The sequence below is a fragment of the Lactobacillus sp. UMNPBX16 genome (genome assembly GCF_002553775.1).
GTDB lineage: Bacteria > Bacillota > Bacilli > Lactobacillales > Lactobacillaceae > Lactobacillus > Lactobacillus crispatus.
Genome location: NZ_PCYU01000062.1, coordinates 1 through 22,921, shown reverse-complemented (window position 1 = coordinate 22,921; position 22,921 = coordinate 1). Strand labels below are relative to the sequence as shown.

At 35.4% G+C, this 22,921-nt stretch carries 18 protein-coding genes and 1 pseudogene; 5 read left to right on the top strand and 14 right to left on the bottom strand.

Going from position 1 to position 22,921, the window contains the following annotated elements; genetic code table 11:
• Positions 1–169 precede the first annotated feature (169 nt).
• Positions 170–865 carry a YoaK family protein gene (locus CP367_RS10035; RefSeq protein ID WP_005719647.1) on the top strand — a complete coding sequence of 232 codons (696 nt, stop codon included), beginning with the start codon at positions 170–172 and terminating at the stop codon, positions 863–865.
• Positions 866–2,203: 1,338 nt separating this feature from the next.
• Here the strand turns inward: CP367_RS10035 and CP367_RS10030 are convergent.
• Positions 2,204–2,464 carry a GlsB/YeaQ/YmgE family stress response membrane protein gene (locus tag CP367_RS10030; RefSeq protein WP_005727307.1) on the bottom strand — a complete coding sequence of 87 codons (261 nt, stop codon included), beginning with the start codon at positions 2,462–2,464 and terminating at the stop codon, positions 2,204–2,206.
• A gap of 357 nt (positions 2,465–2,821) precedes the next feature.
• On the opposite strand from CP367_RS10030, the gene CP367_RS10025 reads away from it, so the two are divergent.
• The gene (locus CP367_RS10025; protein WP_020993030.1) at positions 2,822–3,979 is read left to right on the top strand and encodes a GH25 family lysozyme; all 1,158 of its coding nucleotides are present in this window, start codon (positions 2,822–2,824) and stop codon (positions 3,977–3,979) included.
• Between the two features lie 149 nt (positions 3,980–4,128).
• Complete coding sequence (locus CP367_RS10020; protein WP_005719642.1) at positions 4,129–4,740, top strand: DUF5052 family protein; 612 nt, start codon at positions 4,129–4,131, stop codon at positions 4,738–4,740.
• Positions 4,741–4,784: 44 nt separating this feature from the next.
• On the opposite strand, the gene CP367_RS10015 is transcribed toward CP367_RS10020, so the two are convergent.
• A complete protein-coding gene (locus CP367_RS10015) occupies positions 4,785–5,243 on the bottom strand; it encodes a hypothetical protein (RefSeq protein WP_005722391.1) in 459 nt (152 codons plus the stop codon).
• A 502-nt stretch (positions 5,244–5,745) separates the two neighbouring features.
• On the opposite strand from CP367_RS10015, the gene xerS reads away from it, so the two are divergent.
• The gene (gene xerS, locus CP367_RS10010) at positions 5,746–6,813 is read left to right on the top strand and encodes a tyrosine recombinase XerS (RefSeq protein WP_089145752.1); all 1,068 of its coding nucleotides are present in this window, start codon (positions 5,746–5,748) and stop codon (positions 6,811–6,813) included.
• A 53-nt stretch (positions 6,814–6,866) separates the two neighbouring features.
• On the opposite strand, the gene CP367_RS10005 is transcribed toward xerS, so the two are convergent.
• The 3 genes from CP367_RS10005 to CP367_RS09995 form a co-directional block, all read right to left on the bottom strand.
• Complete coding sequence (locus CP367_RS10005; RefSeq protein WP_061204719.1) at positions 6,867–8,744, bottom strand: DNA mismatch repair protein MutS; 1,878 nt, start codon at positions 8,742–8,744, stop codon at positions 6,867–6,869.
• Positions 8,745–9,075: 331 nt separating this feature from the next.
• Entirely contained in the window at positions 9,076–9,954 is an 879-nt protein-coding gene (locus tag CP367_RS10000; RefSeq protein WP_005722394.1) for a DegV family protein, read from the bottom strand.
• Positions 9,955–10,023: 69 nt separating this feature from the next.
• A complete protein-coding gene (locus tag CP367_RS09995) occupies positions 10,024–10,440 on the bottom strand; it encodes a MarR family transcriptional regulator (protein ID WP_005719632.1) in 417 nt (138 codons plus the stop codon).
• A gap of 282 nt (positions 10,441–10,722) precedes the next feature.
• Here CP367_RS09995 and CP367_RS09990 point away from each other — a divergent pair, with 282 nt between their 5' ends.
• Entirely contained in the window at positions 10,723–12,414 is a 1,692-nt protein-coding gene (locus tag CP367_RS09990) for an NFACT family protein (protein ID WP_089145751.1), read from the top strand.
• A gap of 74 nt (positions 12,415–12,488) precedes the next feature.
• On the opposite strand, the gene CP367_RS09985 is transcribed toward CP367_RS09990, so the two are convergent.
• From CP367_RS09985 to CP367_RS09945, 9 genes and pseudogenes are all read right to left on the bottom strand, one after another.
• Positions 12,489–15,683: a carbamoyl phosphate synthase large subunit gene (locus tag CP367_RS09985; protein WP_089145750.1), complete on the bottom strand. Its 3,195-nt coding sequence runs from the start codon at positions 15,681–15,683 to the stop codon at positions 12,489–12,491.
• A 4-nt stretch (positions 15,684–15,687) separates the two neighbouring features.
• Complete coding sequence (locus CP367_RS09980; RefSeq protein ID WP_089145749.1) at positions 15,688–16,743, bottom strand: carbamoyl phosphate synthase small subunit; 1,056 nt, start codon at positions 16,741–16,743, stop codon at positions 15,688–15,690.
• Between the two features lie 4 nt (positions 16,744–16,747).
• Positions 16,748–17,659, bottom strand: coding sequence for an RluA family pseudouridine synthase (locus tag CP367_RS09975; protein ID WP_089143487.1), 912 nt, complete (start codon positions 17,657–17,659; stop codon positions 16,748–16,750).
• Positions 17,652–18,116 carry a signal peptidase II gene (lspA, locus tag CP367_RS09970; protein WP_013086376.1) on the bottom strand — a complete coding sequence of 155 codons (465 nt, stop codon included), beginning with the start codon at positions 18,114–18,116 and terminating at the stop codon, positions 17,652–17,654. Before lspA ends, CP367_RS09975 begins: the two co-directional genes overlap by 8 nt.
• A gap of 5 nt (positions 18,117–18,121) precedes the next feature.
• Entirely contained in the window at positions 18,122–19,798 is a 1,677-nt protein-coding gene (locus tag CP367_RS09965) for a formate--tetrahydrofolate ligase (RefSeq protein ID WP_089145748.1), read from the bottom strand.
• Positions 19,798–20,133 carry a hypothetical protein gene (locus CP367_RS09960; protein WP_005719623.1) on the bottom strand — a complete coding sequence of 112 codons (336 nt, stop codon included), beginning with the start codon at positions 20,131–20,133 and terminating at the stop codon, positions 19,798–19,800. The genes CP367_RS09965 and CP367_RS09960 overlap by 1 nt, the downstream gene beginning before the upstream one ends.
• 136 nt (positions 20,134–20,269) lie before the next feature.
• A complete protein-coding gene (locus tag CP367_RS09955) occupies positions 20,270–21,448 on the bottom strand; it encodes a phosphatidylserine decarboxylase family protein (protein WP_223845429.1) in 1,179 nt (392 codons plus the stop codon).
• 72 nt (positions 21,449–21,520) lie between these two features.
• A pseudogene (locus tag CP367_RS09950) lies at positions 21,521–22,039 on the bottom strand (relaxase/mobilization nuclease domain-containing protein); the annotation flags it as partial.
• A complete protein-coding gene (locus CP367_RS09945) occupies positions 22,011–22,409 on the bottom strand; it encodes a plasmid mobilization relaxosome protein MobC (protein WP_001126628.1) in 399 nt (132 codons plus the stop codon). The gene CP367_RS09945 and the pseudogene CP367_RS09950, both read right to left, overlap by 29 nt.
• Between the last annotated feature and the right edge of the window lie 512 nt (positions 22,410–22,921).

Below are 22,921 nucleotides of genomic sequence, written 5' to 3'. Positions count from 1 at the left end.
CAAAAGATTTGACAGTTTCCTATTAGGCACTACAGTTTATAGTATAGTCTTAAATTGAATACTTTTATTGTTAAAATAGAAATGAAATAAAAGCTTAAAAAAATATACTAATTATTAAGTTTTTAAGCTTATAATGTATACAAGGATATAAAAATAGATTGGGGATTTGATGAGTTTAAAAGAGGTTTTAAATAGTAATCGGCCTGCAGAGTCACGACAATTAGCGTGTGCGTTAACTTTTTGTGGGGGATTTATTGATGCATATACATATATCCAGAGAGGACATACGCTTTCCGCTGGACAAACAGGAAACGTTATCTTTTTTAGTTCAGCATTAGCTGATCATAATGTTCCTGGAATGATTAATCGAGCTAGTACGTTTATTGCTTTTTCTTTAGGATTGCTATTAGTAGGACTTTTTCATAAATATGTGAAAAGTCACTATTGGAGAGTATTTTGCTTATTTCCAATTTTAGCGATTTGTATTGTAGTGGGCTTTTTGCCTAAAAGTGTTCCTAATTATTATATTGTGCCTGCTATTGCGTTTGGATTGGCTATTCAAAACGCATCTTTCAGCAAAATTGAAGGCATGGGTTATAACAATGCATTTACAACTGGAAATTTAAAAAAATCGGTTGTTGCATGGAGTGCATTTTTCTTTGGTGAAGACAAAAGTAAACATACAGCTGCCGTTAATTATATGATGTTAACAATTGCATTTGCAGTTGGAGCAATAATTTCAGCTTTACTGCAAAAATTATTGGTATTAAAAACTATTTGGATTGCAGTCATTTTTTTAACGACGATTAATTTAGTTTATATCATTGCATTGAGACGAAATAAAAAAATTGATTTTTCAAAATGATTTTAAAAGCACTTGTCATAATTGGCAAGTGTTTTTTTGAAGAGGTTGTGAGTGAGAAGAAAGCGACCAATCTTAAAAATAATAATTTTATCAGTGTGCGTATAATTCATATTATGTAAAGCCAGATTAAAAAAACAATCCATTTAATAATAGAAGTCATAATTAATTTAATTGTTTCAGCAAATAAGTCTTATTTTGGATTTGTTAACTCGAATTCAGGTTATTTATTTTTTCAAAAAATGAATTTTGCTTTTTTAATTTTTGTTTTTACTTCATTTACTCTGACTATGATAAGAAAATCACCTCTCAATAAATTTTTACATGCTGAGATCGCAATTCTATGACCAAGTTCATTTATTTTGATCAATAGTTAGTTTTATAGTTTAATAGTTAGTTGTTCATTTGTATGAACCAGTTTTTAAAAGTAATGGTTTTATTGATGGTTGGAATTATAGTTTTTCATCAAGTTAATCAAGCTAGATAAAATTACTTTTATGGCTAAGAGTAAATCAATGGTATCCTAGATATTCTTGAGATAATTTTTTAGAGATTAGTTATCCGTATATTTTATGGCTAAAAGTCTGAATTGAATAATATGCTGACAATAATCAATAAAACAACCTTTAAAGAGAAGTATTTTGAAACAGTTATGGTAAAGTAATTCTAATTAAAAACAATGAACATAGTTGAGTAATATTTGCTAGTTTTGCCTTTAGTATCTATAAAGCCATTTTTTATTTTTATTCTATAGCTTTCTTTAAAACAAAAATTTTAATGATCGCTAGATAAACCTATCTCGCATAAGCCTAATTTTGGTAAATTTGTGCTTTTGTTATTTTTATTGTTTTAACGTTTTGTATTTCATTTTAAATTCGTAAAAAAATATTTTATAAATTCTTTGCTCTTTTTGCTACATACAAATCGATATTAAGTGCTTTTATATTTATTCTTATTCCCTATTTTTAAGATTTGCTGCAATAATACACATATTGAAATTTCTTAAATAAATAATCAAGCGGTAAAAATGATAATTCTACTAAACTCATGACTCAAGTCGCTACTTAAATCTGTGTTTTTACATGAATAAGACATCTAAATAAAGTTTCAATCTTCAAAAAATGCTGAGAATCACTCTAAGATTTCTTTTTAATGAATTAATTTATCGTGGTTACTCAATCTTTATACAAACAAGCAACATTTTAATTCATTATTATAACCCTTATACCTCTATCTCCCCTCCTCTGCTGACCAGGGAAGACGAAAAAAGAGCCGAAATCAGACATAATTCGTCCAATCAGGCTCTTTGCTTATCTAGCTAGAATAAAAATCTGAATAAAATCAATCTGTTGCAGGTCTAATTTTATTCATAATGAAGGCAACGACGATTACCAAGATAACTGCACCTAAAATTGACGGTACAATTGCCATGTCCGCAACCTTCGGTCCCCATTCCCCTAAAAGGGCTTGGCCTAGTGAAGATCCAACCAATCCTGCTAAAATATTAGCAATCCAGTTCATTGACTTACCATGTCCAGTTAAAGCACCTGCAATTAAGCCGATTACTCCACCAACAATTAATACCCAAATCCAATGTAGCATTTTGATCACCTTTGCTTTCTTGCAAAATATCTTATCACATTTCTGATTAAACAAAGCGCTTTCTTTAACTATCTTTATTTTAAGCGAATGAACTGTTTCTTGTCACTTTTAAAATATATTATTTGACTGTCTTATACTTTTCTTTAGATTTGGGGCATATTTCTTGCCACGACTAATTCTTTATTTTTTGTCTATTGTATATCTCAATTTGATTTCAATTTTTTTCGGTTTGATTACTGATATATTAATAAATGATCTCATCTATTGCCTTTTGAGAACTATATCTGTAGTCTATAAAGTATAAATTATGTGAGAGATATAGATAAGATTCTCTCCACTAAGTATGGAGGACATAAATTGTTTAAAAGGAAATCAATTATTAAATTAGCATGTGCAACTATGTTAACGAATGCAGGTGTCACACTTTTATCTCAAATGACTCGTTTCTCTGACTCAGAGAGCATTGTGCAAGCTTCATCAACATCAGTTGTTGCTAAAGCCCTTGGAATTGATGTTGCCAGCTACCAAAGCGCAGATTTAACTGCTCATGCCAAGGCTGGTTCTCAATTTGCAATCGTTAAAGTTAGTGAGGGAACCAGTTATCGCAACCCTAAGGCAGCCAATCAGATTAAATCTGCTATTGCTAATGATATGATGCCGATGGCTTATCATTTTGCAACTTTTAGTTCAAGTTCATCGGCCGCTAAGCGCGAAGCGCAATACGCAATTTCTTCTGCTAAGGCGTTGGGATTACCAGCTGGCTCATACTTAGCCTGCGATTATGAAACTGGTCAGGGCAATATCATTACTAATGGTAAAAATGTAACAGCTAAGGCTATTATTGCCTTTATGGATCAAATTAAGGCGGCTGGCTATCAACCACTTCTCTATGCTAGTTCTTCCGTTTTGCAAAACAATATTAATACTCCATCTATCGTGAACAAGTATCCTAATTCACTCTGGGTAGCCGCATATGCGATTTCAGGCCGAGTAGACCAACCCAACTTTAAATACTTCCCTTCAATGGATGGTGTCGCAATCTGGCAGTTCACAGATAATTGGCGCGGAATGAATACTGATGGCAATATTACAGTCTTGCCATTATCAATCGCAGGTAACGCGGCAGTCTCACAGGCTCCTAAGGCCTCCAATACCAAGAAAACAGCTACAGTTATGTACAAGTCATATGTTTATGACAAAAATAGCAACCGGACAAATGATTTTTATAATGCTTACAGCTCTATTACTTATTATGACAATAAGGTGAGAATTAAAGGCAAATCAATGATTCGTGTCGGTGAAGACAAGTATGTGATGGCAAGTAACGTACTAGGCAATTCACGCGTCTTTAAAGCTGATGCTAAAGTGTATAAAAATGATGGCACCATTAATACAAAATGGTCTACTAAAAAATCCGGTTCACCGATCAAGACTTATGGCCCTAAACATTACATCAATAATGAAGCTTACTATCGAATTGGTAAAAATGCTTACGTTAAAGCAGACAAGTTCTAATTTATTTTTAGCAGCAAATATTTGCTGCTTTTTTGATGCATCCCTAAAACGTAAATGAACTGACGAATCATTTCCAATTTATTTATCTGCATCCCTTTTTTACCCATGTTAAAATTAAGGCATTATATAGAAACGAGGATAAGATAAGGATGAAATTTAAAAAGAAGTTAGCTTTATTCTTAGGTCTGGGAGTATTATTGCTTTCTCTGACTGGTTGTAGTGATTTTCAAAACTGGGAATTATCTATGCGCTCTAAGATTGGGGCATTGCCCTTAACAGTATCAACGTATGATTCTAATGGACAAAAGATCGACCAGATCAAAGCTAAGTCAGTTAATATTCATACTGATAAAAAGATGTCACAGAAAAGTAGTAATGGCACTGAACATTCTAGCGTAATTGATGTTGACTATGGCAATAATCGAATGATTCACGTTGGTTCTACTATGATTGCCTATGAAGGACTGAAAAACTACGAGGATGCATTTAACAAAAAAGTTAAGATCGACGATCAAAATCGTTCTGTTCCTCTGTTAAATACAATGTATCAGAATTTTAAAAACGATTGGAATGGTAGCTCAAGAGTAGTAATGATTAGAAGCCAATTAGGAATGCCGATTGCTGTCTTTATTGGAAATCACGTCTCAATTCATAAGAGTGATATGAAGAATGCAACTCAATTTGTGATTGATGGTCATCGTCTATTTGTTTACCGTGCTGATTACACAGTTTATCCAATGTCCAGTTTAAAAAGCAATTAACTATAAAAAGTGTCACTCCTCATTTTAAGGACTGACACTTTTTATTATTTATCATCAATTAATGCATTAAATGCTTCATTAGTTTCAACGATGTCGCTCATTACTTGATTAATCCAGTCATTAAGCTTATCGTTATCGTAGTTTTCTAAACCGCCTTCGGAATCTCCAATGTCCGCAATACCATTATTGAAATCTACTAGTTCAGTAATTAACTTTTGAGCAAAAATCTTAGTGGTGCCACCAAAGTTTTCCGCAAAATTATTTACATCCCCATATGCATCGGCAATATCACTGAAAACTGTGACAGTTTTACCAAAAGTCTCACTCAAGTTATCTACATCTGCTTGAGTTGGTACAGTCAATTCTTCATCTTCATTATTAAGTTGTTCATCTAAACGAACGCCAATGTCGTTTAACACTAAGTGACCATCATATAGACGATTCAGTAATTTGATACCACTAGGGTTTTTAGCTTGGAAGTTTACACTAATTTCTTCTGTCATACTTTTTCCTCATCTCACATAATGTATTTTCATCTATTGTACAATTTTTAGCCAAAAAATACGACTAAACAAGGAAAATAAGCTTTTTTCGATTCTTTATAAAAAATGTTATATTTTACTTGAACATTAGCAATAAAGAGCATAAAATAAACGATTGAAAAGTGTTGTACCATACAAACAACATATGTTTGTAAGTAATGTTTGAATTACTAAATGTAATTTGCTCTTACTTACTGACGAGCAATCACTGTTGCTATAATTAGAATGCTAAGAGTTTTCTATAAGCGTTGCTGGTATTCTAGTTATAGTGACATGATTATCTAAGTTAAATTTAGTTGCAATCATTTTTCTACGTTAGTACTATAGATATTCACGTTCGAATGAGCGCAGTAATTTTAAATTAGACTGTTTTTTATCACCTATTCCTGAGAATAGGTGATTTTTTTATGATTAACGTATTTGTATGATATAATATAAACATTAGTTCGTGAAAGGAGCAGATATGGAAACTGCTAAATACCTAGAATTGATCCAAATTGAAGTAAATAAATTGCCTGATTTTGTTAAGCAATTTAATCTTGGTACTAATCATTCATTAACTACTACTTACCAGTACTTAACTGAAATTCGACGCTTCTTCGATTGGCTACGTCAAGAAAATATCTCTTCTGCTTCAGATAATGCTCATGTTACTACGGATACATTAGCCAACTTACGTCGCAATGACATAATGCTGTATATTGATTATTTAGGACATACCCGTAATAAGCAAGGCCGACTAAACTCCCCCACTACGATTAATCGCTCAATTAATGCTTTACGCTCCCTATTTAAGTTTTTAACCATTACTGCCGACAATAATCATGGTGAGCCATATTTTGAGCGGAATGTAATGCTTAAAATTAATTCTTTAAATGATACGCAAACACTTAATTATCGGGCTCATGTACTTGAAAGCCACATGTACACTGGTAAGTTAAAATTTGAATTTTTGACTTTTATTGATCAGGACTATATTAACCATTGTAATAAGCAAGCAAAGATTGGTTTTAAGCAAAACAAAGAACGTGACATGGCAATTGCTGCATTAATCTTAGGTACCGGCATTCGGGTGTCTGAATGTGCTGGCGTTGATTTGAGTGATTTAAACCTTAAGGATGCTGTACTAGATGTAACTAGAAAAGGCGGACAAAAAGATAGTGTACCAATTGCAGAATGGACACTTCCTTATATCAAGCGATATAAAGGTATTCGTAATGAACGCTATCATGCAGATAGTAAGCAAGTGGCATTCTTTTTAACTCAATGGCATGGTCAAACGCGGCGAATTACAACTAATGCAATTGAAAAAATGATCAATAAGTATTCTGCAGCTTTTGGTCATCCCCTTACCCCACATAAGTTACGTCATACGGTTGCTTCTGAGCTCTATGAAGTAACTAAAGATCAAGTGCTTGTAGCACAACAGCTAGGTCAAAAAGGCACTTCAGCCACCGATCTATATACTCATGTTGATCAGAAAAAACAGCGTGCGGCTCTCAATGAGATCTCAAAAGAAAATCACGGTTAATCAAATTAAATGCAAAAACGAGTTTGGCTATTCAATTCCAAACTCGTTTTTTATTAATGTTTCAATTTCTTGTAAGCTTTTTTGGAGCCACGATCTAGATCACGATTAAACTTATAATCTTGCCAGTCTTTAACAAAGAGTAAATCTAAGTTATATCCTTTTGGGTACAAGTCTTTAGCTAGTCGTCTTAATTGTAAACGTCTGAGTGGTACTTCTACAAATTCTTTTGCCACAAATATCTTTGCTGCATTTTGGGTAGGAAGATATTTATAAAAGATTCCTTCTTCTTTTAAATTGGTAGCATATACAATATCACCTTTATGAAATTCTTTTTTAACAACCAGGTTGCTTTTGTTTTTCCGCTGGTGAACGAAACGTTTTTTTAAAGATAAAGGTAAATTATTACCCGCTAATATGGCTTCTGCTTGATGCAGAACATTTTCTGGAATACCTGATTTCTTGGCGATCCATAGTGCTCGACTATTACCAATACTTCCTATCTTTAACTTATAAGTAGGTTGCAGATTTTTTAAGTCAAAATCCATTGCAGCTGTGATAAAACCATCATGCTGCTTAGCAAAATCCTTAATAGAGCTGTAGTGTGTTGTGGCCATGATTAAACAGCCACGTAAATACAACTCTTGTAGAATTCCAATAGCGAGTGCGCTTCCTTCATTTGGATCTGTCCCTGTCCCTAATTCATCTAATAATACTAAACTATGGAATTGAGCATATTTGGTAATCATGGCAATATCTTTCATTTCGGCTGAAAAAGTACTCAGAGAATTATCTAGGTCCTGGTGATCACCTATTAAAGTAAAAACGTCATCCATTAATGGAATATCACATGGTTTATCGCTTGGTAAAAACAGACCTAGTTCGGTCATTAAAATCATCAAACCAGTAGTTTTAAGCGCGACGGTTTTACCACCAGCATTTGGTCCTGTAATCATTAGAACACTATTTTCTTGGGTTAATTCTAAGGTTAACGGAACAGGATTAATGATCAAGGGATGCCGCACTGCACGTAAAACAAGAGAATTTTCACGATTAATTTTAGGCCTAATACAATTATATTTTTGTGCAAACTTTCCCCTAGCAAAAATCATATCTAGTAAAGTGATTAGTTCAATGTTACGCTTAATATCATCCTTCACGTCGTATATTTTTGCAGTTAAAGCACCTAAGATTGCTAGTTCTAGATTACGTATTTGTGCCTTTAAATTGGTTATTTGCTGATTTAGACGAACAACCTTAGCAGGTTGAAAGTAGACAGTTTGTCCACCATTAGAAACAGCCACAATAGTCCCTGACAATTGATTTTTGTAGTTTGCTTTAATTGGAATGGTAGCGTAGCCCTCTTTTTCAACGATCATTGCGTCTCTAATCATTTTTTGATTAGGTTTACTAGTCAAAAAATAATTTAATGCAGTTTTGAGTTCAGTAACAGATTTCTTTAAGTCGCGGCGCATTTTTGCTAGTTCACGATCTGCCTCATCGCGTACTTGACCATGTTCAATAGTAGTATAAATAGCATTTTCAATGTCTGGCAATAGCGTCATGTCTTGGACATATGCATTGAGTAATGGTGCTAGCTGCTCATGTCTGGCTAAAAAGCGTTGTAGTAGGCGATTTACTCGTAAAAATTCTGCTACTTTTTCTAGATCATCAGGAGTTAAGATTAGTCCTTTTTCAGCTTTAGTAATTAAATGCTCGATATCCTCAGAACTGGCAAAAGGAATGTGCTGCCGTAATTTCAAAATCTTCACGGCTTCTTCTGTTTCATTAAGCAGTTGTTCTACTTTATGTAAATTGCTACTTGGTTGGGCGGAACTTAATTGTTCTTTGGCAGCAATAGTAATTGCCTGTTGAGCTAAGATATCTTTAACTTGAGTAAAGTTTAAGTTTTGATTATTGTTGATATTTTTCAATTTGATGTAATTTCCTTATGTTTAATTTAACGTTGATTGTAACTAATGGCTTAATAAGTATGCTTGCAGACATATGCATTTCCTCGAATTTCTATAATTTGATTTAAAAATGATTGTAACATAAAAAGAACATTAAAATAACTACTATAGTAAAACAGTTATTAAATTAATTCCTATATTTTGTGATAACCATAGCACTATTGCACATTATAGCAATTTTACTATGACATTCAACACTAGTATCTCAACTGTAATTTTTAATTACAAATCTATTATCGTAAAAAGGGTAAACAAAAAAGACCATAGTTTGTACTATGGTCTTTTTTTGTTCTTATTTTAATTCGAGCTTATCAATATCAACCATCCATGCAATTGCAATTGATTTCTCTCCTAAGTGTGTAGCGATTACTGGACTAAATTCAGCTACATCAACTGGCTTATCTGGAAAGTTTTCATTAACAAATTGCTTAATTTGCTCCGCTTGCTTTAAATCATTTGAGTGAAATACAAACAAGCGGAGCTTATCTTTATAAGGCAAATTTGCTGTCTTCTCTAAAGTTAATTTTTCTACCTTAGAAACAGCACGCTTTAATGATCTGATCTTATCAAAAGCAACGATTTTTCCTTCATCATTAAAAGTTAACAAAGGCTTGATTTGAAGCATTGTCCCAATAAAAGCACCGGCATTGCTTAAACGGCCACCACGACTTAAGTTTTTAAGATCATCTACTACAAAGAATTCATCAATTGTCTTACGTATCTCATCTAATTTCTTTAAGATAGCCTCTGGTTCCATACCATTTTTTATCATTCTTGCGGCAGCTAACACCAAGTAGCCTTGCAATCTAACTGTCATCTTAGAATCGTATGGATATAAATTATATTCAGGATTGTTATGTGCCATATTTACCATATTTTGATAAAAGCCTGAGATACCACTGGACAAAGTGATAGCGATAATAGCTTCGTAGCCTTCTCCGTGTAATTTATTACATAATTCTATCATTTGACCCATGCTGGGCTGTGAAGTTTTAGGAAAAGCAGCACCTTGTCTCTCCATCTCAAAAAGCTGGGTGGAAGTGATATTAACGCCTTCTGAATATTCCTTATCACCTACGATGACAGGAATAGGAACTACATTAATATCATTATTTTTAACTTCTTGATCAGTTAAGACACTAGTACTGTCAGTAACTAATGCAATTTTCAATTTATTAACCCTTCCCATATCTAATTTAGCATAGAAAAATTATAGCATAAAAGGCACCTATCACGCACCCTATTCCATTTTTTCTAGGGTCATAGAAGTATCAGCGACTTGATTTAATTGCTTAATAAATAAATTAGCAGCATCTCTGTCAAAATAGACAAATAATAAATTCTCAATCTTAGTCAGAGTTTTTTTTAGTTCTTTAGCTTTAGTCACGCCAGCTTCACTTAGATTCACAATCTTGCTTGAATCTTTTTCCGATCTAGTGATATTAATAAAGCTCATAGTCTTCTTTTGCTGCAATTGACGACTTAAGGTTGATAATGAAATATTAAGCGCTTCTGCCAGCTTCCCCATCGCTAATGCTTGATTTTTGTTTTCATCAAAAAATAGCAAAATTCGAGTTTGTGAAATATTTAAGCCACATTTGTGATTTATTTCTTTTTTCACTTGATCTGCGATCGTACTAAAAAATAATACATCCATTCGTATAGTCCTTTTTCTCCAATGTAGATTACTATATACTTGTATTTTATCATTTAATATTACATTTGATAATACCAAAAGGCTAATTTATCAGCAATATTGTATAATACAATGCACTTTTTATGTTGTAATATACAACTGAATGATATAGCAGACTTAGCGTGAAACATTTACTACTGTATTGTAGGCTTCAATTATGATTAGCTATAACTTATAAATATAATCATTTTAGAATCTGACTAAAAATTGATATAATATTACACGAACTTTGAGGTGATATTTATGGCATTTGATGGATTATTTATCCATAGTTTATTAAAAGACTTAGTCCCTACTCTGGTAGGTGGTCGCTTATCAAAAATTTATCAACCATTTGATCAAGACCTAGTCTTAATTTTTAGAAAAGATAGAAAGAATTATCAATTTTTAATTTCGGCCAATGCACAATATCCAAGAATGTATTTGACTAAACAAAACATTGCAAATCCTGATAAAGCACCTATTTTTGTCATGGTTTTAAGAAAATACTTAGAAGGTTCAGTTTTGCAATCGATTGAGCAAGTTGGCTTAGGTCGAATTGTCAACTTTCATTTTAGTAATCGAAATGAACTTGGTGATCAAGTCAAGCTCGTGCTTTCTGTAGAATTAATGGGACGTCATAGTAATGTCATCCTTTATAATCAAGAAGACAATCACATTATTGATTTACTTAAGCGAATTAATCCTGATGAAAATAGAGCGCGTGTTTTACTGCCAAAAGCAAAATATGAGTTGCCCCCACTAAAACCAGGATTAAATGGGTTGACTCTATCAGAAAGTGAATTTAAACAATTAAGTAGTGAAAACCAGCCTAATGAAATTGCTCAAAAAATGGATGGCTTAGATAAAGATGATCGAACTGAATTATTAGGCTATCTTGAAGACGATTACACTTATTCATCTTTTAAGACCTTTTTTAATCAGTTTGACAATCCGCGTGCTTTTATTTTAAAAACACCTAGAAATAAGCGTAAGATTTTTTGTTATTTGCCCTATCATTTAGATTTAGAGAAAGAAAGCTCTAATCCAGATCTGAATGCTGGCTTAGATGAATTTTATGAATATCAGGCAACACGTGATTGGGTTAAGCAGCGTGCAGGACAAGTTGAACGTGTAGTTAAGAATAAGCAAAAGAAACTAACTAAGAAAGTTAAAAAACTTGAGAAGCAATTAGATCTTGCTGAAAATTCAGAGGGCTATAGAATTAAAGGCGAAATTTTAAATGCAAATTTGGCTCAAGTAAAACCTGGAATGACTAAAGTTTCATTACCTAACTATTACGAAAATAATGCTCCATTAGAGATTAAATTAGATCCTGCTCTCTCCCCTGCTCGTAATGCGCAAAAGTATTTTACTCGTTACAAAAAGTTACGTGATTCTATTAAGCACATTAATGAACAACTTCGTATTGCTAAGGATGATATTCGTTACTTTGATTCAATTCAAACAGCTATTGACAATGCGGATCCACAGGATATTGATCAAATTACAGATGAATTGATTAATCAAGGATATTTACGTAAACAAAAGAAAAATAAGCGTAGGAAGAAAATCACTGAACGCAATTTAAATGAATTTAAACTTTCATCTGGTAAACACGTATTGGTTGGTAAAAACAACTATCAAAACGATTGGCTTACTCTTAAAAAAGCTAATAAATCTGATTACTGGTTTCATGTTAAGAATATGCCAGGCTCACATGTGATCTTACGCGATGATCAGCCTACTGATCAAGATATTAAAGAAGCGGCTGAGATTGCAGCTTACTTTTCTAAGGCTAAAAATTCCGCTCACGTACAAGTTGATTATGTGCAAGACAAGCGTGTGAAAAAGCCTAATGGTGCTAAACCAGGATTTGTAATCTACACTAGACAAAATTCAATTGAAGTAACTCCTGAAGAAAAGGAAATTATGAATAAAAAAATTGAAAAATAAAAATCATCGAACTAGTTAGTTCAATGATTCTCATAAATGCAAAGTCATATCGACTTTGCATTTTGTTTTGCTTATTAAATAGGTTGAGTAGTTAAAGCCAATGATTCTAGAACGTCTAAAATCAATTCCGCTGTTTCGATACTTGAGAAAACAGGAATATGTGTATTCAGCGCTTCATCTCTGATGCGCGATGCATCTTCGCTAGCTGCATCAGACAAATTAGTAATATTAACAACCATGACGATCTTATGTTGACGAATTTTATCTAGTAGATTTCTAGGGTCTTTATGAACCTTCTCCACTACTCCAGTAGTAATCCCAGCTTCCGCAAACATATTAGCTGTTCCTTCGGTCGCAATTAATTTGAAACCCAAGCGATCAAATCGGCGAGCTAGTTGGGTCACGCGATTCTTGTCTTCATCTCTGACTGAAATAAAGATTGTTCCATAACTTGGAATATGTAAATCACTTGCTTCATATCCTTTGTATAAAGCCTTAGCTAGTTGAGTATCTCGACCCATTACAGAACCTGAGGATTTCATATTTGAATCGAAAGTATTACCACTTGAATAATTAAGAAATGAAAATACTGGCATTTTAATATGAATAAAATCGCTGTTTTGCCATAGACCATTAGGATATCCTAGCTCTGCTAAATTTTTGCCAATTAAAGCTTCTGTAGCACAAGTAGTGATATCCTTATCTAGTGATTTTGATAAAAATGCTACATTATGACCTGCATATGGTTTAATTTGCAATAGATATAGGTCATTATCAACGAATAAATAGTGCAGATTAAAAATGCCTTTTGTTTTCAGCTGCTTAATTAATTTAATTGACTCTTGCTCAATCTTTTTTTGCTGCTCTTCGGTTAAATTTTGCGGCTGAATCACTGCAATTGAATCAGAGGCATGCGAACCTGTTTGCTCTAGATGTTCAATTATACCGGGCAAAGTTACATTGGTACCATCAGAGATAGCCGTTACCTCATATTTGTGTCCCTCAATAAAGCGAGAAATAGTTATTTGATCAAGTTGGTTTTCTGCTAAATATTTCTCTATTGCAGGAACATCATAAACAACTGCAGATTTTTGCTTGTTTTCTTTATTCATACCACCAATTAAAAGTGGAAAACCATATTTAGAAGCAAAAGCGAAAACCTGGTCTGTATCAGTTGTTTTATTTAATGCCGGGACTCGCTTTAAGGTAGTAAATTGTTGATCAAGCAAAGTAGTAATCTTATCCCGTGGATCGTCGTTTGCCTTTTGCCCAATAACGTGCAAACCACATTTTTCCAACTCTTTACTCAATGCACTGATTCTTTTGCCAGAAAATTGAACTAATACATCAGAAATATTTTCTCTTTTAGCAACAGTTAGAATATTTTCAACTGTAATGGAATCAAAATAAACTCGGTCAATATTCTTATACCTTGATGAAATCGATTCGTCATTATTTGATAGAAGCACAGTAACATAGCCATACTTATGTAAAGTATCGGCCGCGTGAGCAATCATATAGTCAAACTCGCTAGTAACCGAAACTTGAAGCGGCAACATGCCCAAAATCAAGATCTTTTTTTCAGCATTTAAAGCTTGTGCTTCATTTTGAACATCATATGCACTGTAGTAAGCACAAACATTAGGTTTATATACACCTGCTGAGCCGTCGATCTTCAAATATGATGGCTGCAAGTCAATTTTATTAATCAAAGAGCGAACTTCAGTAACTGATTTTTGTAAAATCTTAGCTAATAATGGGTTAAAGAATCCATAGTCTTTAGCTTCTTGCAGCAAATCACGCGAAGGCTGCTCCTTCTCTTGTAATAACTTTTTGCCAAGTCTTACAATGTGAAGCAATTTCTGATAATAAACCGGATGCAAATGTGTTACTTTTTGTAATTCAGAATATGGAATATCTTGATCAATTGCGGCTAATAATTTAACTAAATGCAATTCATCAGGATGTGCCAAATCATTCAAAATATCTGCAGTGGATTTTTCTTTTTCTTTTATAAAAGCATGCCAACCCAATTCTAAATTAATAGTTGCATCTAAGCCTTTCAGAAAAACAGTTTCAAAATTACGCCCTACACCCATTGCTTCTCCACTTGCTTGCATGCGACTTCCTAGCAAATAGTGGTTATAACCGGATTCAGCAAATGACCAATATGGCATTTTAATTGCTACTGCATCTAAGGTGGGTTCAATTGAGGCATTAAGTCCAGATAGAGGATCGGTAATCTCATTCAGTCGATAACCGATAGCAACTTTGCTAACGACATATCCCACATCATACATTCCAATTCTTTGAGCCCAAACAGAACTTCGCGTCAAACGCGGACGAATCGTCAAAAGCTTAGATTGAATTTGAGTTCCATGGTGTTTAATCGCAAAATGAAAACTAGCAAATCCAATGAGATCAAGATTAGACATGATTTTTCTAACGGTTATTCTTAACTCTTGAATATGATCATTGTTTAGGGTTAATGATGGCATCACAACTGCAGAGTCACCTGAATTAATACCTACAGCTTCAATAGATCCCGCAAAATTGATAAAAGCTAAATTGCCATCCTTATCACGGATTACGTCAACAATTACTTCTTCCCAACTAGATAAGTCTTCAGTTAAGCGATAATTCTTCCATGTAAAATTATCATTTTGCTTTTCTTCTTTAAAGTAACTGATTAAATCGGTAGGATTTGCAAATTGCAAATGTTCGTTGTGTACAAAACGGTTGTACTTAGTAACTAATACGGGAAAAGTGACTTTGTCGTTAATGCTTTCTAGCGCATTATCTAAATTATCCTGAATACTCTGATTAAGTTCCCAAGATTGCCCGGTATCAATATGTAGCTTAGTAAGCAACTCTGTCTTTTTCTGTTGATTCCCCATTTGTAGAGCACGCGAATTCAATGTTAGTAACTGAATTCCCATTTGTTCTAAAATGCCATCTTGTAATAACTTATGTGCAACCTTTAAACCATTAGTTGAACCATAAGCTGTCATAATTGCATCTGGCTCTTCCATCCGTAGAATTCTTTTCAGGAAGTCGAGAGTCATCGGTTCAAGATAGACTGTTACACCAGGTTTTTTATCAGTTGAAATTGTAGCTGGATTAGGATTAACTAGCACAACTTGAATGCCTTCTTCTGTCAAAGCATCAATTGCTTCTGTTGCCATAAGATCCATTTCTGCTACACTACCGATTAAAGTAGGGCCTGATCCGATAATTAAAACTTTATCTAAATCGTTTTCTAATGGCATATAACTACCCCATCATCTGTAAAAAATAATCAAAAATTTCATCTGCATCATTAGTGCCTGGTGCTCCTTCAGGATTAAAAGCAGTGGCGATCAATTTGTCTTTACTGTTCCAGAAGCCCGCCATCAGTTCACTGTGTAGATCAAAGTATTCACGATTCATATTCATCTTCACACTATCAGGCAACACTAGTTGGTCAATATTCATCGCTGTTTGCCAGATAGTATTACTATTTTGTTCAATCACTGGATAATTAATACCATCAAATTCTTGTGGTAATTGAACCAGTTCAAAGCCGAGATAATCGCTCAAAGTTAAAAAACCTAATCCGATTCCTAAAATTGGATACTTACCATAAAAATGATCTAAAACTGGCGTTAGCTGATTAATTACTTCTTCTGGTTTTCCTGGCCCATTTGAAATAATTATTCCTTCAGGACGTAAGTTTTCAATATCAATCGGACTGGCACTGTATGATAAAACTGTCGTATTTACTTTTCGTAAAGATAAAGCACGCAGCATTGAGTGCTTTAGCCCAAGATCTAGCACAGCTACAGTTCGTCCAACATTAGGGGATGCATATGCATTCTTAGTTGAAACAGTCGCAGATTTATTTTTAGGTAAAACTAGTGCTTTAATCTGATCAAAGGCATGCTCGTCATTAGTATCCATGATCGAAGCCTTAATTGTACCTTCTTCCATTAGACGATGAACTAAAGCACGAGTGTCAACTTTGAAAATTGCAGGGATGTTCTTTTCTTTCAAAAAAGAACTTAAATCTTCAAAATTTTCACTATCTGAAATATTTAATGCAATATCGTTAGCAATAATCCCTTTAACTACGGGATCAATACTTTCATAATCAATGGCATTAATACCGTTATTACCAATCATTGGTGAAGTAAAGACCAAAATTTTACCAGCATTAGTAGGATCTGTTAATGCTTCTTGGTAGCCAAAATTAGCCGTTTGAATTGCTAATTCACCGGTTGAAATAATACTGGCACCAATTCCTTCACCTGGAAATGAACTGCCATCTTCTAAAATCAAATACCGTTTCATATTATCACTTACTTGTTTGTTCTAGTTGAGCCAACGTTTCTTGAAAAATTTGTGGTGGTTCTACACTAAACTCTAGCCATTCGCCAGTACTTGGATGTTTAAATCCTAATACTTTAGCATGCAAAAATTGACCATGACCTTTCAAGGTTTTACGTGGACCGTATAATGGGTCTCCTGCAACCGGATGTCCAATATAGTCAAGATGAACTCTAATTTGATGGGTTCTTCCAGTTTCAAGCTGACACTCAATTAAGCTATAATCCTTGAACTGCTCAAGCACCTTGAAGTGAGTAATAGCTTTTTTGCCTGTTTCAACTACCGCCATTTTCTTGCGGTCATATGGATTGCGACCAATTGGTGCATCAATTACCCCATTTTTTTCCGCAAAATTACCATGAACAATTGCCCAATAAAGACGTTTGTTAGTCTTATGAGCCAATTGATCTTCTAATGATTCACGAGCCTTGGCGGTCTTAGCGATCATTAATAAACCAGATGTATCTTTATCAATCCGGTGGACAATTCCAGGACGAAATCCTTCTGGTGATTGTGCTAAGGCCTTGGTGTGATATAACAACGCATTTACTAAAGTATGATCTGGATGACCTGGTGCGGGATGCACTACCATACCTTGAGGCTTGTTAACTACAATGACATCATCGTCTTCATACACGATATCAAGTGGAATATTTTCGGGTATAACATCTAACGGTTTAACCGCTGGAATATTAACTTCGATTTTATCTCCCGCCTGAATCTTATAAGATACTTTTTCGACTTTGCCATTAACTAGGATATTTTGGTCTTTAACCAGTTCTTTAACTCTAGTTCGAGATAGATCAGGAATTTGTTCTGAAACAAACTTATCTAAACGTCCCTTTTCGTTTTTTACTTCAAGTGAATATTCTTTAGTCATGTTGTTCTTCCTTACCTTCAATAAAAATTAAGTAAATGAACACAAGGATTACTCCAACAGTAATTGCGGAATCCGCAATATTAAAAATGTTGAAGTGAACAAAATCAAGCTGAAGCATATCAACTACATATTTTAAATGCAAACGATCAATAAAATTACCAACAATTCCACCTAAGATGAGGGCTAAACCCACATCAAACAAGGTATTCTTGTACTTTTTGTTAAAAAGAAAATACAAGCAAACACTAATGGCAATAATACTGATAATGTAAAAAAGCCACATTTGACCAGTTAAAATGTTCCAAGCCGCGCCATTATTTTGTAGATAATTAAAAGAAAGAATTCCAGGAATAATCTGGTGTACTTCTCCTATAGCATAATGAGCAACAATATAATTTTTTAGTCCTTGATCAGCAAGAACGACAACTAATGAAATAATTAAATATAAAAATTGCATATTTTTTAGAATAATCCACTAATTTTACCATTGTTATCAACGTCAATGTCTAAGGCTGCAGGATGCTTAGGTAAACCAGGCATATCTAGCACGTGACCAGTAGTGACTACGATAAAACGAGCTCCATTTTTTAAACTAATTCCCTTTACATGAAGCTTAAAATCAGTTGGAGCACCTAACTCATTTTTATTATCACTGAATGAATATTGAGTCTTAGCAATAATTACAGGTAAGTTGGCTTTACCTAATTTTCGTAATTCAGAGATTTGTTTTTCAGCTTTGTTGCTATATTCAACGCTTGCAGCATGATAGATCTTAGTAGCAACTTTTTCAATTTTGTCTTTAACATCGTCATCATCTGCATAAGTTGGCGTTAAATCTGCAGTATTAGAATTAGCTAGATCAATAACTGCTTGGGCAGCTTCAACGCCGCCTTTTGAACCTTCACCATGGTAAGTAACCACTTGAGCTTGAATGGACTGTTCTTCAATTAATTGCTTAAGTAAAGCGAGTTCTTGTTCAGTATCTGAAGCAAAACGATTGATCAAGACAATTACTGGTACATTGTATGAACGCATATTATTCATGTGTCGTTCTAGATTCTTAAATCCTTCTTTCAATGCATCCAAGTTTTCTTCATTTAAATGATCAGTTGAGCCTAATGCCTGATATTTTAAAGCACGAACAGTTGCTACAACTACTGCAGCATCGGGCGTCTTGTCCAGATGTCTTGAGACAAAGTCCATGAACTTTTGCCCACCAAGATCACTACCAAAGCCGGCCTCAGTTAATACATAGTCGCTTAAATGCAAAGCCAAGTTTGTCGCAATGACGGAATTGGCTCCATGTGCGATATTAGCAAAAGGCCCCCCGTGCACTAATGCTGGTGTGTGTTCCAAGGTCTGTACTAAGTTAGGCTTCAGCGCATTAGACAATAGTGCAGCAATTGCACCTTGGAATCCTAACTGTTTAACATAAACCGGCTCATCATCTTTAGTGTAGCCAACTAGCATATCACCAATTCTACTCTTTAAGTCGTTGATATCTGTTGCTAAACAGAGAATTGCCATTAATTCATTAGCAACAGTAATAGCAAAACTAGCTTGGTGCTCAACACCATTGAATTTAGAGCCTTGACCAACCGTGATTTTTCTTAAAGCACGGTCATTAACATCAAGCCCACGCTTAAGTAAAATTCGGTCAGGATCAAGATTTAGGCTATTGTCTTGGTAGATGTAGTTATCAACTAAAGCTGCAAGTGTGTCAATTGCAGCAGTTAAAGCATGCATATCTCCTGTGAAGTGTAGGTTGATATCTTCCATAGGGATGATTTGTGCTTTCCCACCACCTGTAGCACCGCCTTTTAATCCAAAAACAGGTCCCATCGAAGGTTCACGCAAGGCGATCATCGTATTCTGGTGCAACTGATTGTGAATTGCATCCCCCAAGCCAATTGTAATCGTTGACTTACCTTCTCCAGCGGGAGTAGGAGAAATTGAGGTTACTAATACTAATTTACCTAACTTTTTACTAGCACGAGTCCTGTTAATGGCTTGCCAAGTAATCTTAGCCTTATCATGACCATAAGGTTCTAAGTCTTCCTCTTTCAAGCCTACCTTAGCGGCTATTTCATTAATAGGTAATTCTTTGGTTTCTTGTGCGATTTCAATATCTGATTTCATTATTGCTTATTCTTCTTTCGAGACATCATTAAAACAGAATAGCTTTGGTAATCACTTTTTAGTTGATAAACTTGAAAATTACGCCAACTTGAAAGCAAAGTCATTTGATTGATTTTTACTTTTGAACGATATGGCAACTTGAGTAATATTTTGTCTCCACCCTTTTGCAAGTAAGAAAAGGACCAAGTATAAACTGCTAAAAGTAAGAAAATGATACCAACTACTATTCCAGGTATACTAATTGCTTTGTTCCCTTCATAGCCCAAAATAAAGGCGATAAATAGAACGATTAAGAGCCAAGAATAATAGATAATTCCTGCAACTCCTAGAAACATGAAATGCCGTTTAGATTTTAGAATTTAGATCACACCCTATTTATTTAATCATGTCTATTGTATCAAAGATTTAATCAAAATAAGAGGGTTGAACTTACAGCAATTAAATATAAGTCCAATCCTCTATCACATTTATTTACTTTACTACTGCTATTTCGTCTCTAACCTTTATATTGCTTGAATCGATGCCAGGTTTTTGACCGTGAAGATTAAAGTCTAAATCAACTGTCGGTTGAAACAGTAAGACATGTGTTGAACCACCAAAGTGGAACATGCCCAATTGCTCACCTTTTTTGACATGCTGTCCAATACGAACAGTAATTTCGTTGTTTGATACATCTCCCATACCTACGGCTACAAAGCACATCAGGCCTATCTTAGGGTTATCAGCTTGAATAAAGATTACAGCACGTGTTGCAGTTGAAGTTAAAAAGGCTTGTGAGTCATTAGCAGCTACTGGATCAGCACCATTTGGATTTTCGAAACCTTGACTTAACGCTTCACCATAGTAGCTACCATTGATGTGATATGCTTTAACAATCTTACCACTAACTGGACTGTTCCAACGGTGATAGCTTAAGGCGCTTAAAAATGCCTGATAAATAGTGCCACCCTCGAATTTAGAAGTCCAAGGATCATTATGAAGTAGATCAAGCAAGGAATATGGTTGCCCCTTGATCCAAAACTTATTTTTCAAAGGAACATTTCTAGCAATTCTAAATGGAGCAGATTCACACGCGTTGGCAATTACATTTGGATCATCAGCATTCACTACTGGTCTAACGTCGTTTTTAAAAGTTCTAGTGAAAAAGTCATCCCATGATCTAAAACCTAGTTTTTGCTTTACATCATTTGATCGACAGTTAAATAAATCTAAGAAATCGTCACCTTTAGCTTCTTTAGCCATCTCATTTAGTGCAGTATTAGATAACCAACCCTTGTCTGAAGTATTCAACACATAAGTTGAATCTTCCGATTGTAAATATCTTCCCCAATAATTAAGGATATTTCTAAATCGTGCATTAACTTTGGGATCATTAAACAGAACGTAACCAGCTTTAGTCCCCATTGGATAGTCTAAAATAGCATTAATCGGGGTACCAACTAGTCCTGTTGTATTTCCTGGATAATCACCAGTTTTCGTATCATCAGTGTCTGAACCTAGTGAAATGTACGTGATCTTAATAGGTTCAAAGTGATCACCATGTTTAACAACTTCAACAGCTTTGGCATTTCGATTTGGAGTATAACCTTGAATTTCTGGGGCATTGTATTCACTAAAACTACCAATTGTCCAGTTACTATACTTAATCACCTTCCCTGTTTGCTAATGTGCGATAAAGAAGTAATAGAAGTGTAAAAAATTTTGCCGTTCCTATCCGGCACTTAGGGCTGTGTCGGTGCAGCGGTGCTTGCACCCGGCTTTCGTGTCCGCTGGCCTGTCCATGTAGGGCAGGAACGGCACTTCCTCTATCCGCAGGCTGTTAATGACGATATGCACATGGATGTTGCCGCTGTGGTTATGCCCGTCCGGGTGGGTGCAGACAAGGGCCTGATGGCCGGGGAAATGCTCTTTACAGAATTGCTCCCCCAACGCCTGCGCCCGGTCTACGGTCAGGCCGTTGTCCGGCCCGTCCCGTGGGTCAAAGCTGATGATATAGTGGTGGCTTTTCACATCCTCCCGCCGCTGATTTTTCTCATAGCGGAGATTGGAGCGCATACACGCAACGGCAAAATCCTCGCCGCCGCAGTTCAGCGTGGACAAGCGATAATCCTCACGGGGGATAAGCCTGCCGTTTTCATCAAGGACGGGCTTCATAGTAAATTCGTCATGCTCAAAGAGCAGGTATTGTTCGGCGGCTCCGTAGTCGGCGTTCTTAGAGCCTAAATGCTTGAGTGTTGCCAACGGCGTCACCTACTTTCTTTAGGACTTCATACTTGAGGGCGGCAAGGTCGGCGGCCGCTTCCCGCAATTCCTTTGCCATAGCCGGGTAGGGGCTATGCCACTCGTTGAGGGTGCGGGCAATCTGGTTGAGATTGCCGCCAATCCTGCCGTACTCGGCTGTGAGCTTCCCGACAGCGGAGAGCAGCTCGTCATTGACTGACGACACATGGAGTACGGGGCGTATGGTAGTGCGCCGGATGGCCTGCCGGAGAAATTCGGACTGACTGATACCATAGGGCGCAAGCCGTTCTGTGAAGTCGGCGTATTCTTCATCGGTCAGCCGGGTTTTCACAACATGGCTGCGGTGGGGGGTGTTGTATCGCTTCGGCATGGGCTGTAAACCTCCTTTCACTTATCACAAAAAATGGGCTGGTCTGTTAGCTATTTTCGGGGCATTTCCTGTCTGCCGGACAGAAATATTTTTGCGGCGTAAGCCGCATAGCAGGGTTTGGGGAAGGCACTCCCCAACAAGTTTCCCGCGAGGGGCAAAACCGCAGAATTGCGGATTTTGGCACCGTGGTAGAAACTTGCTCTAAGTAAGCCGTAGATTTCCCCTTGCACTTACTACTCGTATAGCTGCCGCCTGTTTTGGCCGGATTTCTGCAAAAATCTTACGGCGTGGGGCGATTTTTACCCGCAGTTCTTTCTTTCCGCTAAAGATACATTTCAAAGGCCGCCAGCTACCCGCTTGCCGGGAATTTTCTCAAATTTTCCTTTGCCTTAGAAATACAGAAAATGCAGATTTGGCTACCGCCGCAGAAAATTTTTTGTTTCCGGCTTCACCTACCTACTACGGATGACTTTGCGATTTTGCCAAACGGATAAAGAAACATACTAACCTAG

Bases quoted from the DNA above. Each gene is read 5' to 3' on its own strand.
- CP367_RS09990 (WP_089145751.1), top strand. From the start codon at position 10,723: ATGGCATTTGATGGATTATTTATCCATAGTTTATTAAAAGACTTAGTC.
- CP367_RS09965 (WP_089145748.1), bottom strand. From the start codon at position 19,798: ATGAAATCAGATATTGAAATCGCACAAGAAACCAAAGAATTACCTATT.
- CP367_RS09960 (WP_005719623.1), bottom strand. From the start codon at position 20,133: ATGTTTCTAGGAGTTGCAGGAATTATCTATTATTCTTGGCTCTTAATC.
- CP367_RS10020 (WP_005719642.1), top strand. From the start codon at position 4,129: ATGAAATTTAAAAAGAAGTTAGCTTTATTCTTAGGTCTGGGAGTATTA.
- CP367_RS09980 (WP_089145749.1), bottom strand. From the start codon at position 16,743: ATGAAACGGTATTTGATTTTAGAAGATGGCAGTTCATTTCCAGGTGAA.
- CP367_RS09985 (WP_089145750.1), bottom strand. From the start codon at position 15,683: ATGCCATTAGAAAACGATTTAGATAAAGTTTTAATTATCGGATCAGGC.
- CP367_RS09975 (WP_089143487.1), bottom strand. From the start codon at position 17,659: ATGACTAAAGAATATTCACTTGAAGTAAAAAACGAAAAGGGACGTTTA.
- lspA (WP_013086376.1), bottom strand. From the start codon at position 18,116: ATGCAATTTTTATATTTAATTATTTCATTAGTTGTCGTTCTTGCTGAT.
- CP367_RS09945 (WP_001126628.1), bottom strand. From the start codon at position 22,409: ATGCCGAAGCGATACAACACCCCCCACCGCAGCCATGTTGTGAAAACC.
- CP367_RS09995 (WP_005719632.1), bottom strand. From the start codon at position 10,440: ATGGATGTATTATTTTTTAGTACGATCGCAGATCAAGTGAAAAAAGAA.
- xerS (WP_089145752.1), top strand. From the start codon at position 5,746: ATGGAAACTGCTAAATACCTAGAATTGATCCAAATTGAAGTAAATAAA.
- CP367_RS10035 (WP_005719647.1), top strand. From the start codon at position 170: ATGAGTTTAAAAGAGGTTTTAAATAGTAATCGGCCTGCAGAGTCACGA.
- CP367_RS10030 (WP_005727307.1), bottom strand. From the start codon at position 2,464: ATGCTACATTGGATTTGGGTATTAATTGTTGGTGGAGTAATCGGCTTA.
- CP367_RS10015 (WP_005722391.1), bottom strand. From the start codon at position 5,243: ATGACAGAAGAAATTAGTGTAAACTTCCAAGCTAAAAACCCTAGTGGT.